Annotated in this window: 10 protein-coding genes and 1 pseudogene; 5 read left to right on the forward strand and 6 right to left on the reverse strand. The window is 35.3% G+C overall.

What is annotated here, in order from left to right; genetic code table 11:
- Window positions 1–171: 171 nt before the first annotated feature.
- Window positions 172–1,185, reverse strand: a complete 1,014-nt coding sequence (locus LF886_RS16150; protein WP_236850542.1) for a WD40/YVTN/BNR-like repeat-containing protein — start codon at window positions 1,183–1,185, stop codon at window positions 172–174.
- A gap of 47 nt (window positions 1,186–1,232) precedes the next feature.
- Window positions 1,233–2,749 (reverse strand): annotated as a pseudogene (locus LF886_RS16155) (amino acid permease).
- A gap of 165 nt (window positions 2,750–2,914) precedes the next feature.
- On the opposite strand from LF886_RS16155, the gene pnuC reads away from it, so the two are divergent.
- From pnuC to LF886_RS16180, 5 genes are all read left to right on the forward strand, one after another.
- Complete coding sequence (gene pnuC / locus LF886_RS16160) at window positions 2,915–3,586, forward strand: nicotinamide riboside transporter PnuC (protein ID WP_236850543.1); 672 nt, start codon at window positions 2,915–2,917, stop codon at window positions 3,584–3,586.
- Window positions 3,587–3,590: 4 nt separating this feature from the next.
- Window positions 3,591–4,274: a hypothetical protein gene (locus LF886_RS16165; RefSeq protein ID WP_236850545.1), complete on the forward strand. Its 684-nt coding sequence runs from the start codon at window positions 3,591–3,593 to the stop codon at window positions 4,272–4,274.
- A gap of 89 nt (window positions 4,275–4,363) precedes the next feature.
- On the forward strand, window positions 4,364–5,131 hold the full coding sequence (gene dapF, locus LF886_RS16170) for a diaminopimelate epimerase (RefSeq protein ID WP_236850552.1): 768 nt from the start codon (window positions 4,364–4,366) through the stop codon (window positions 5,129–5,131).
- 33 nt (window positions 5,132–5,164) lie between these two features.
- On the forward strand, window positions 5,165–6,190 hold the full coding sequence (gene mltG / locus LF886_RS16175; protein ID WP_236850554.1) for an endolytic transglycosylase MltG: 1,026 nt from the start codon (window positions 5,165–5,167) through the stop codon (window positions 6,188–6,190).
- Window positions 6,191–6,323: 133 nt separating this feature from the next.
- Window positions 6,324–8,858 (forward strand): TonB-dependent receptor domain-containing protein, encoded by a 2,535-nt coding sequence (locus tag LF886_RS16180; RefSeq protein ID WP_236850556.1) that lies wholly within the window; start codon window positions 6,324–6,326, stop codon window positions 8,856–8,858.
- Between the two features lie 45 nt (window positions 8,859–8,903).
- On the opposite strand, the gene LF886_RS16185 is transcribed toward LF886_RS16180, so the two are convergent.
- The 4 genes from LF886_RS16185 to LF886_RS16200 all read right to left on the reverse strand — a co-directional run bounded on the left by LF886_RS16185 (window position 8,904) and on the right by LF886_RS16200 (window position 12,142).
- Window positions 8,904–9,356 carry an adenylyltransferase/cytidyltransferase family protein gene (locus LF886_RS16185; protein ID WP_236850558.1) on the reverse strand — a complete coding sequence of 151 codons (453 nt, stop codon included), beginning with the start codon at window positions 9,354–9,356 and terminating at the stop codon, window positions 8,904–8,906.
- A gap of 155 nt (window positions 9,357–9,511) precedes the next feature.
- A complete protein-coding gene (gene galE, locus LF886_RS16190; protein WP_236850560.1) occupies window positions 9,512–10,531 on the reverse strand; it encodes a UDP-glucose 4-epimerase GalE in 1,020 nt (339 codons plus the stop codon).
- Window positions 10,532–10,550: 19 nt separating this feature from the next.
- The gene (locus LF886_RS16195) at window positions 10,551–11,009 is read right to left on the reverse strand and encodes a hypothetical protein (protein ID WP_236850562.1); all 459 of its coding nucleotides are present in this window, start codon (window positions 11,007–11,009) and stop codon (window positions 10,551–10,553) included.
- Window positions 11,010–11,017: 8 nt separating this feature from the next.
- Window positions 11,018–12,142, reverse strand: coding sequence for a DegT/DnrJ/EryC1/StrS family aminotransferase (locus LF886_RS16200; protein ID WP_236850563.1), 1,125 nt, complete (start codon window positions 12,140–12,142; stop codon window positions 11,018–11,020).
- Window positions 12,143–12,160: the final 18 nt, after the last annotated feature.

Below are 12,160 nucleotides of genomic sequence, written 5' to 3' on the forward strand. Positions count from 1 at the left end.
ATTAAAATTTTATACGGGTACGAAATTTAACATAACTGAAATTTCATCCTACAAAATTAACTATTAGTTATGAATTTTAACCTATGAATTATATTAGGTTCTATTTTATAATGAGTCTAAATACGTATGATCAGGCTTTTGACAAATAGTGATAAATTCTATGACTTATATTTAAAATTTTAATTTCATGACGGCAATCTTGCCATTTCCTGCAAGAACCACACGGTTACCATCTATCCATTGACAGACAAAGAATCCTTTTTCATCGGAAATTTTCTTCCATGTTTTCCCAAAATCTGAGGAATAGCTGATGTGCTTGTCTCCTACTGCAATCATCTCTTTCCCTTTCGTCCCGGGCTTTATTTTCACACAGGTTGTATATCCTGCATTCTCTCCAGACGCTTGAATCTGCCAGGTTTTACCTCCGTCATTAGTGGTGGAAATATTATTGACATTAGCATCCTGTTTGGTATAATCTCCTCCTACTGCAATCCCGAAATAGTCATCGTAAAAATCAATAGAATACATTCCCTGAGAAGATTCTCCCTGTACAAATGGTGTATTGAAAACTTCAATTTTTTCATCTTTCAGATTCATTCTTAAGATTCTTGAAGCTTTTCCTCCTGTTGCAATCCACAGATATTTTTTAGTTGACGAAATATTGGTATTACTGGCTGCGAAGGCTGCTTCACCATCATTCAATGATACATTGTTTTTAAACATGCTCCATTTTCCCTCTTTGTACACAGCCATTTTCAGCAGATTATCTTTATCTGCATCGCTGAAAGTGTAAGCAAGCTTATCATTCACAAAGTGCAAAGCATCATAAAAAGCTGTTTTTGCAGTATCTTTAAAAACAACCTGTGATTTCAGATCTTTTTTATCAATTTTAAAAAAATGGGCAGGACTTTCAATATTGATGGCATAAAAAGACGTTTTATCCTGAGCTAATGTTCTGAACTGAAGTTTGTCTTCAGATAGTTTTATCTGCTTTTGATTTTTATAGTCTTTGAGATCTACAAAACCAAATTTGGAGTCTGTACCACTGTACCAGACTTTATGATCATACAGTTCAAGTGCTCTGATACTGATTTTCTCAGTAAGAATTGTTTGCAGGCTTTCCACCTGTTGGGAAAACGCTGTAAGTCCTGCGGACAGAAATAAAATGGAAAAAATCTTTTTCATATACTATTTTAAGACAAAAAAAACCGCCGAAGCGGTTTATATTATTATTAATCTTGGTTCTGATATTTTTCAGGATTGTTAAGCTTACTGTTTGATTTTCCGTAAAGGAAATATACCAAACCCCCTAAGAACAACCATACAGCAGAAAGTTCCAATGCATGAGCACTTAAGTTAAAAATCAAATAAATATTGATAAATACTCCCAGTGCTACTACTACTTTATAAGCCGGAACTTTGAAAGGTCTGATCAAGTTAGGTTCTTTTTTTCTCATCACCCAAACTGCAATACAAACCAGTGTAAACGCAAACAGGGTTCCAAAACTTGTCATATCTGCCAATGTAGAAATCGGTGTAAATGCAGCGATCAAAGCGACTACAATTCCTAACAAAATAATTCCTTTGTAAGGTGTTTTTGTTTTTGGGTGAAGCTGACCAAAGAATTTAGGAATCAATCCGTCTTTCGCCATTCCGATGAAGATTCTTGACTGTCCCATCATCATTACCATCACTACAGAAATTAATCCTACAGTAGCAGCAATGGTTACTACATTACTCGCCCAGTGCTTGCCTGCAATTTCGAAAGCATACGCTACAGGAGCTTTTATTGCATCAGGATATTTTCCTTCCGGGTTAAAGTCTGTATAATGCATCATCCCTGTCAATACAAGAGACACACAGATATATAAAGCTGTACACACCAATAATGAAACAATAATCGCAAAAGGAACATCTTTTTAGGATTAATAGCCTCTCCTGCCTGTGTAGAAACAGCATCAAAACCAATATAAGCAAAGAAAATAGCTGCGGCTCCGGAAATAATCCCTTTAATACCATAGGCAGAGACCAGATCTCCTTCAGAGTTTCTAATCTTTACCGGATCCGGAATAAAAGGTTTCCAGTTTTTAACACCATCTGCAGCGTTATAAAGATCAGTATTAGAGAAAATAATATATACTCCTGCAATAATTACAAAGATAACGGCTGAAGTTTTCATCAAAACGATCAGGTTATTAGCTCCCGCAGCTTCTTTAGTTCCTTTTACCAATAATGCGGTAATCAAAAGAACAAGAATAAAGGCTGGCAGGTTCATAGAAAAACCATCTCCTGTATAGCTTGAAGGATCTGACGTCAGATAAGCAGGTAAGTGAATATTAAAAATTTTCAAAAATTTGTTGAAATATCCGGACCAACTCACGGAAACGGCCATACTCGCCATGGCATACTCCAGGATGAGACACCACCCCATTGCCCAGGCAAAAATTTCCCCTACTGTTCCGTATGCATATGCATAAGCTGAACCTTCTACAGGAATAATGGATGCAAACTCTGCATAGCATAATGCAGCAAAAACGCAGGCAATACCTGCTATAATAAAGGAAATTGCAAGTGCAGGTCCTGCATGATAATAGGCTCCCGTTCCCGTAAGAACAAAGATTCCACCACCGATGATAGCACCCACTCCAATTGCTGTTAAACTCCATTTTCCAAGGACTTTCTTCAGCTCACTTTTCTTCATATCTGCCTCATAGGCACTTAGTGGCTTTTTAACCCAAATTTTCGACATGTTTTTTTATTTATTAAGGATTTACGAAAATATAAAAATTTTAGAGACTCTCACGTTAATCGTTAAAAATTCATCATTTATTTTACATTAAAAACTTTAAAAACCTGACCAGCACCTCATTCAAAGTATTTTAATAAGTCTTAAATTTTCTTTATTTTTGATAACATGAATGTATATGATCTTTTCGTAAAGCCCTATGAAAACTACAATGCTTTACAGATTATGCTGGAAGCTGCGGGGGCAATTTTCGGAACTTTGAGTGTGTATTTTTCGATTAAAAAAAATATCTGGGTATATCCCACCGGAATTATTTCTACGGTGATCTATGTTTACATTCTTTTCAATTTCGGGTTACTGGGAGACTGCCTGATCAATGTTTATTATTCTGTGATGAGTGTCTACGGATGGATTTTGTGGGCAAAAAATTCCGAAGACAATGTTCACGTGGAGGTTACCTGGGCCACTAAAAAGGAATGGACCTATGCCGCCCTCCTTTTTATCCTGAGCCTGGCATTGGTTACTGTTATTTATTATTACAAGCCTTATATCGATAATCAGTTTTCTATGGAGGGAACCAGTTTAGGATTGTATCATCTGGACTGGGCCAATTGGATGGATGTTTTTACCACTTCAATATTTTTAGTAGGAATGTGGTTTATGGCCAAACAGCGCATTGAAAACTGGATTTTCTGGATTATTGGAGATCTTATTTGCATCCCTATGATGATTTTTAAGGGACTTGGGATCACTTCGGTTCAATATTTGGTATTTACTATAATGGCTATCTTAGGATACCTTAATTGGAAAAAAAGTTTTAAAGAAAAAAAAGTACAATAAAGTCATGAAAAATTTATTAAAAATAGCATTCAGTATCTTTGCTATTACTAGTTTAACATCTTGTTTAGCATATACCGATGGATACGGAAGCAATAATGGTGGTTATGGATATGGTGATCCCTATTATAACAACGGATATTACTATGCACCTTCCGGATATTACGGTAATGGCGGGTATTACGGTAATGACGGGTATTATTACAGAAACAACGTTAATTACTACTATGATAACGGCATGCCTTATTATTATGATAATTATAATAACTCCAGAAGAAAAGTCTATGTAGAAAGAAAATCTACTGCTTCTTCAAGACCTCAAAATGGATTCCAGAATACACGTACGACCAATAGCAACGGTTCATATAATAATGGCGGAGGTTTCAATAATAATAGCAGCAGAAACAACAATGGCGGATTCAGAAACCAAAACAGCGGTTATCAGAACAACCAGGGAAATCAGAATAACCAAAACAACGGATTCAGAAACCAGAACAGTGGTGGATTTAGAAACCAAAGCAGCGGTACTCAGAATACTCAGGGAAGCCAAAATAACAGCGGATTCAGAAATTCTGAAAGCAGCACAAGATCAGAATCTTCCGGTGGCGGATTCAGAAACAGCTCAGGCAGCCAAAGCAGTGGCAGCAGTAGTTCAAGCAGACAACAGAGCAGCGGAGGCGGCTTTAGATAAAACGATTATAAATAAGGAAACGAACAGCTAACACTGTTCGTTTTTCATTTTAAATATATTAATTTTGCTTCTTCATTTAACAAGAAAATATGGAATTTTATAAATATCAGGGAACAGGGAATGATTTTGTAATGGTAGACAACCGTGATCTGCAATTTACTAAAGATAAGGAGAGTATTGAAAAATTATGTGACAGACGTTTCGGAATAGGAGCTGACGGTCTTATTCTATTGGAAAATGATCCTGGCTATGATTTCAAAATGGTATACTACAATTCTGATGGAGGAGAAAGTACCATGTGTGGAAACGGCGGAAGATGTCTTGTGGCATTTGCTTTTTTCCTGGACATTTTTGAAGATAAATGCAAATTCATTGCTATCGACGGGGAACATGAAGCCGAAATTCATAATGGAATCATTAAATTGAAAATGATCAACGTAGATACTGTTTCACATGATGGAAATGACTTTGTTCTGAACACCGGATCTCCCCATTATGTAAAATACGTAGACAATCTGAAAGATTATCCTGTTTATAACGAAGGATATCGCATCAGAAATTATAAAAATTATAAAGAAAAAGGAATCAATGTCAACTTTATAGAAAAAATTTCTGATAATGAAATTTTCGTAAGAACCTATGAACGAGGCGTTGAGGACGAAACTTACAGTTGTGGAACAGGAGTTACAGCTTCTGCTTTAACTTTTCTACAAAAACATAATCTAACCTCTGTAAAAGTTAAAACTTTAGGTGGAAATCTTAAAGTATATGCTGAAAAAAGCGGTGATGCATTCCAGAATATTTGGTTGGAAGGTCCTGCAAAGCAAGTTTTTAGAGGTAAAATAGATCTTCTTTAAAAACAAAAAACTTTTAATCAACATTTAATAAGAATGAAAACAGCTATTCTCATTATCATTCTGCTGGTTTTTGTAGCCGCAGGATTTTTTGGTTTGAGATTTTATAATAAATATTTAGGAAACAATGTAGAAAAGGACGGGTATGTTCTGATTCCTCATAGAGCAGGTTTTAAACAGATCCTCGACTCTATTGCTCCTTATATTAAAGACAGGGAATCTTTTGAAGCTGTGGCTAAACAGAAAGGTCTTGATGCCAATTTTAAAGCAGGGCGTTATCATATCGAAAGCGGAACAGGAAACAAAAACCTTGTGAATATGATTAAAGCGGGTAATCAAACAGCAAATTCTTACAGAATCGGAGATTTTGGAGATATGTACCAGATGATCGGCAAGGTGACCAAAAAAACAGAAATTGATTCATTACATTTTGTCAATGATCTGGATGCTGTGGCACAGGAGAAAGGCTATAAAAATGTTGAAGATTTAAAAAAATATTTTTTCATTGATACTTATAAATTCTTCTGGACCGTAAGTCCGAGAGAATTCTTCGCAAAGTTTGAGAATCAGTATAATGATTTCTGGACAAGTGAAAGAAAAAATAAGGAACAGCAATCCGGTCTTACAAGAGATCAGATCTACGCTCTGGCTTCTATTGTGTATAAGGAATCAGGAGGAAAGAAAGATGAAATGAAAACAATTGCAGGATTATATTTAAACCGTTACAGAAAAGGCATGAAACTTCAGTCTGATCCTACGGTAATCTATGCGATCAATAAGCAGACTAATTTTAAAGAATCTATTAAAAGAGTATTTTATAAGCATTTGTCTACACCATCACCTTATAACACTTATGCCAATGCAGGTATTCCTCCGGGACCGATTTGTGTAGTGGATAAGAATTCAATAGATGCTGTTTTAAATGCGGAAAACAACAATTATATATTTATGTGTGCTGATCCGGCAAGATTTGGATACCATAAGTTTACAGCAAGCGCTGAAGAGCACGCTGTAAATGCAAAGGCTTACCAGAACTGGCTGAACTCAAAAAATATAAAATAAGCTTAGAAAGCACCTAAAAATTTATACAGCTAGAAAAACAACAAACAACCATAATGTTTTGAATATCAAATTGATATGGATATGGAAAACATTAAGGGTTATTCTTTCACGATTTTATACAAAAAAATAACCTATGAAGAATAAGACAGAAATTGTCAATATTTTCACCAAAAAAACTTTAGGACTAACCCTAGTACTTTCAGCGGCAGCACTGGCATTTGCACAGGATAAGGCAGGCGTTTCGGGGACTATTGTCAACAAAAAAAACCAGCCGGTTCCTTATGCCTCAGTCACGTTTAGCAATAAAGCGACCAAGTCATTGAGCGATGCCGTACTGACAGATGAAAAGGGACAGTATAAGCTTCAGCTTATGCCAGGAGAATATGACATTACAGTAGAGGCTATTGATTACAAAAAAAGTGTAATCAGTAAAAACATTACAGCAGCAGGCAATATCGGAGCATTGTCCATTGAACCTGAAGCAACCTCAACCATTGACGGGAAAACAAAAGAAATCCAGGGAGTAGTTATCACCGCTTCTGCAACCAAACCTTATAAGGTAGAACTTGATAAAAAGACCTATGATCCTTCACAGGATATCGTGAGCAAAGGAGGAAATCTTCAGGATGTTTTAACCAATGTTCCTTCAGTTTCTGTAGATACGGACGGAACGGTTTCTATGAGAGGAAGCTCAAATGTAAAATTCCTGATCAACGGAAAACCCTCTGCCCTACTTGGGATAGACGACGGAGCTAATGCTTTGCAGAGTATTCCGGCTGACCAAATTGACAGAATTGAAGTTATCACCAATCCTTCTTCCAAGTTTGAAGCAAGTGGAACTGCCGGTATTTTGAATATTATTTTAAAGAAGAATAAAAAGACTGGTTTTAACGGAAGTGTTACCGGAACATTAGGATACCTTCCACAAACTTCACTTAATACTAATTTAAGCTGGAGAAAAGGAAAATTCACTTGGTTTCTGAATGGTGGTGGAGGCTACAGAGAATCCAAAAATACCAGTAGAAATGATGCATGGTTCAACAGTGGAATAAATAAGGAAACTCATAATGAGTCTATCAGCAAAAATAAAAACGATAACTACAATGCTTCTGCAGGTTTAACGTATGATATTTCTGATAAGACCTCTGTGAATGCATCCGGTACTGTAAGAACCTTTGACAGTGATAACAAAGGAAACATCAACTATTTTGATAATCCTTTTAGTGGAGGAAGTATTTTCCGACAGAGAGCTAGTATCGGATCAGGAAATAACCTTGCTTTTCAGGGAGATTTTGGTTTAGATCACAAATTTGATGATAATGGTCAGAATTTGTCTGTTTCATTAAGCTTACAAAGGAATCGTTCCAACAATGATAATGATATCAATGATACTACTGATGGTATTTTTCAACTTCAGGATCTTGTATCTCAAAATACAGTCAATAAATCTGTCATTGCTAAAGCTGATTACGAACTTCCACTTGGAGAAAATTCCAAAATCGAGGCTGGTTACAGATTAGACTCCAACAACAACGATTACAACAATCAGGTAATGCAAAGCACTGTTACAACTCCTGCTTTGACTTATCTAGATAAATATACCTATAATGCAACCTACAAAGAAATGTTTAATGCATTTTATGTTCAGTTTAAAAGCAAAATAGGAAAATTAGGATATCAGATCGGACTTCGAGATGAACTATCCAAAGTAGACATAAATTATCTAAACCGTGAGGGGGAGACTGTAAATAAGTCTAAAAATTATAATAACCTTTTCCCGAGTGTATTTTTAAGCTACGAAATTGCAAAAGACAATCAGTTTTTAGTTAATTATTCAAGAAGAATTGACCGTCCACGTTCTTTCTTTTTGATTCCAAATCCAAACTACAGTGATAACCAGAATCTTTTTGATGGAAACATTGACCTGAATCCCTCTTATGTAGATTCTTACGAGATCGGATACAGCATTTCTAAAAAGAGTTTTACCATCAATCCTACACTGTACTACAGACACTCAACGGATGATGTAAAAATGCTTGTATATGATCAGGATGTTACCTATAAAGATGCCAATGGAGATCCACAAACTTTAACGACCTTCCATACTAAACCCATTAACTTAGGAACAGATGATCGTTACGGATTGGATCTTAACTTCAACTGGGATGCTACAAAATGGCTGAAATTTTTAGGAAATGTAGACTTATTCGGATATAAGACTACCGGAGTTTATTTTGACCCTACAATTATGGATAAACCAGCACCTTTTGAAGGAAAAGGTTTTTCTACAAGAGCAAGACTTACTTCTACCTTTAAAATTGATAAAACTTTGAGTTTCCAGCTTCAAGGATTCTATAGAGGTGGACAAAAAACAGCAAGTATAGACAGAAAAGACATGTACGCTGTTAACTTTGGTGCATCAAAAACAATATGGAACGGAAATGGAACCATCAGTTTTAATATCCAAGATATTTTTAATACAAGATCTATGCAATCCACAGCATATGGACCTAATTACACCAGAGACAGTTATATGCAATGGCAGCCAAGACAATTTGCTCTATCATTAACTTATAGATTTAAGCAAGGTGAGAAAGTAGATCAGCCTAAAAAGAAAAAAGACATCAATTCCAATGCAGCCGGAGACGAGCAGCAAGGACCAATGTAATACAACAAAAATCCCGAAAATTACTTTTCGGGATTTTTTATTATTTTATTTTGCAGTTTCTATTCTGGCGTCTTTTTCTTTTTCAGCTTCATAGATTCTTCTTCTCAGGTCGCTGGTGGAAAACCTATGGTCTCTTTTGTTATAAAAAAGTTCAATTCCTTTTTCTTCACAGTATTTTTTACCTGTAAAGTCCCTGTCCATATAATCATCCCCAATGATTCTTACATCAATCACAAATGATTTTAAAATGTCCAATAGATCTTCTTCTGTATAATAAGGAATGATCTCATCTACAGCATTCACTGCTTTCAGTTGAATATACCTTTCTACAATAGTCTGGCTTGGCTTATTTTTATTGGGCCGATCGTGGGATGGGTCGATTTGAAGTCCTACGATTAAATAGTCACATACAGTTTTAGCTTCTTCAAGCATTTTGATGTGCCCAGCATGCAATAAGTCAAATGACGAGAATGTAATACCTATTCTTTGTGTCTTCATATTAATTAAAATTAAAACTTCGCTGAAATAAATGTTCTTTTAAAAGGATAAAAAAACAGGAGATTCAGGGAAGATGTTTTGTAATTTGTATTTTATAATCTTTTTAAAAATTGTTCTTTCATATAGATCGGGAGATCTTATTATCGTTGAAACTATCAATCCCTTGTTTCCAAATATCTCTGCCATTCCCAAACCGTTCTTAAAGATTCTTCCAGTGACGTTTCAGACTTCCAGCTGAGCTCTTTCTCGGCTTTTCCTGGGTTGGCATAAGCAATTGTAATATCCCCTTCTCTTCTGGTACATATCTGATAAGGTACTTCTACATTGTTCGCCTTTTCAAATGCTTTTACCACTTCCAGCACAGATGAGCCTTTTCCTGTTCCCAAGTTATAAGTATCAATTACGGCCTCAGTTGAAGGGTCTTCAATCAGTTTTTTTAATGCTGCAACATGGGCTTTAGCCAGATCAACAACATAGATATAATCACGAACGGCAGTTCCATCAACTGTTGGATAATCGTCTCCCCAAATACTTAATTTCTCACGTATTCCTGCAGCAGTCTGCATTACATAAGGTACTAAATTATTAGGAACTCCGATTGGCAATTCACCAAGTTTTGCAGATGGATGGGCTCCGATAGGATTAAAATATCTTAATACCGAGATTTTACGGTGATATGCTTTTGCAAAATCAATCAGAATTTCTTCTCCCATCTGTTTTGTTTTCCCATACACGCTTTCAGGTACTTTTAACGGAGTGTTTTCATCAATCGGCATCACCTCAGCCTGTCCATATACGGTACAAGATGAGCTGAAAATGAAATTGGAGATTCCTCTTTCTTTAAATTCCTGAAGAATATTAATCAGTGAAAACAAATTGTTCTCATAATAATCTATAGGCTTTACCTGACTCTCTCCTACCGCCTTAGAAGCTGCAAAATTGATGCATCCATCAATCTGGTAAGCATCAAAAACCTGAGTAAGAAGCTCTTTTCTTCTCAAATCAAAAGGATAAAAAGCAGGTTTTGTCCCTGTAATTTCCTCTATATTGTTTAAAATAAATCTCTCCGAATTGGATAAATCATCTACAATAACAACCTCAAAGCCGCTATTAATAAGTTCTACTACTGTATGAGAACCAATATATCCGAGTCCTCCGGTAACAAGTATTGTCATTTTATTCTTTATACTTTTATTAATCTTTGTGTTTTCCTATATTCTCTATTTCACTTATTCCTATCTCTTCTTTCTCATTAATTTTATTAAGATAAAAGAGATAAAAAATAATAAACCCTATAACTCCAGTATTAAAAGTAATTACAAAGTTATAATATGAATTATTAACATAAGTTTTAATCAGGGTATATTCGGCATAACAAACCAAAATAAAGATCATTACTGCAAAAAAATTAAGGATAACCTTAGCGTGCTTTATTTTGAAGTAAATAATCGCTCCTGAAATTAAATTTATGATAATATAAAAAGAGTATTTTGTAATATTTTCATAAATACTCTCTTTATAATATGTTGAATAAGATGAGGAATTGTAGGAATTCAATGTATTTATTACATATATTGAATAAAGCCCCACAATAAAAAGGTGAAATCCTAAAAAGAATTTATATTTTCTCCCTTTTAAAAAAAATTCCTTCATACCTATTTTTATCCCATAAACTCAAGCACTGCATCAGTAATATACTTCAGCTGCTCTTCGTCCAGTTCGGTATGCATAGGTAAAGAAATTACCTGATCCAAAAGCTTGTCTGTATTCACAAAATCGGCATCATTACTTTCCTGATAATATGCTTTCTGCTTTCTTAATGCTACCGGATAGTAGATCATCGCAGGGATTTCTTTTTCTGTCAGGAACTTTTGAAGTTCGTTACGTTTTCCGTTCAAAATTCTTAAAGTATACTGGTGGAATACGTGGGTAGAATTTTCAGCTCTTTTTGGAGTCAGAATATTTGGGTTTCCTTCGAAAGCTTCATCATAGAAATCTGCAGCTCTTCTTCTTGCTTCGTTATAAGAATCAAGATGTGGAAGTTTCTTTCTTAAAACGGCCGCCTGAATGCTGTCTAAACGAGAGTTCACCCCTACTTCTTCATGGTAATATCTTTCGTACATACCGTGGTTTACAATACCTCTTAAACGGTGAGCCAGTTCGTCATTGTTCGTGAAAATAGCACCACCATCTCCATAGCATCCCAGATTTTTTGAAGGGAAGAAAGAGGTTGTACCTACCGTAGACATTGTTCCTGCCTGGTTTACACTCCCATCAGAGAATGTGTATTCTGAACCAATTGCCTGAGCATTATCTTCGATAACGTATAAGTTGTGCTCTTCAGCAATTTTTAAGATCTCTTCCATATTGGCACACTGTCCGAAGATATGTACCGGGATAATCGCTTTTGTTCTTGGTGTAATTGCTTTTTTAATCTGTTCTGTAGAAATTGTGAACGTATCATAATCCACATCTACCAATACTGATTTTAATTTAAGCAGGTGAATTACTTCTACTGTTGCAGCAAAAGTAAAATCAGCTGTAATAATTTCGTCTCCTTCTTTCAGATCTAAAGCCATTAAGGCAATCTGTAAGGCATCTGTACCATTGGCACATGGAATCACATGTTTTACTTCTAAATAAGATTCCAATTCATTCTGGAAAGACTTTACTTCAGGACCGTTAATAAATGCTGCAGAATCCATTACATTCAAAACTGCATTGTCTACATCGTTCTTTATTTTATAATACTGACTTTGCAAGTCAACCATCTGAATTTTTTTCATATAATAAATATTTGTGTA

The organism is Chryseobacterium sp. MEBOG07 (assembly GCF_021869745.1).
GTDB classification, from domain to species: domain Bacteria; phylum Bacteroidota; class Bacteroidia; order Flavobacteriales; family Weeksellaceae; genus Chryseobacterium; species Chryseobacterium viscerum.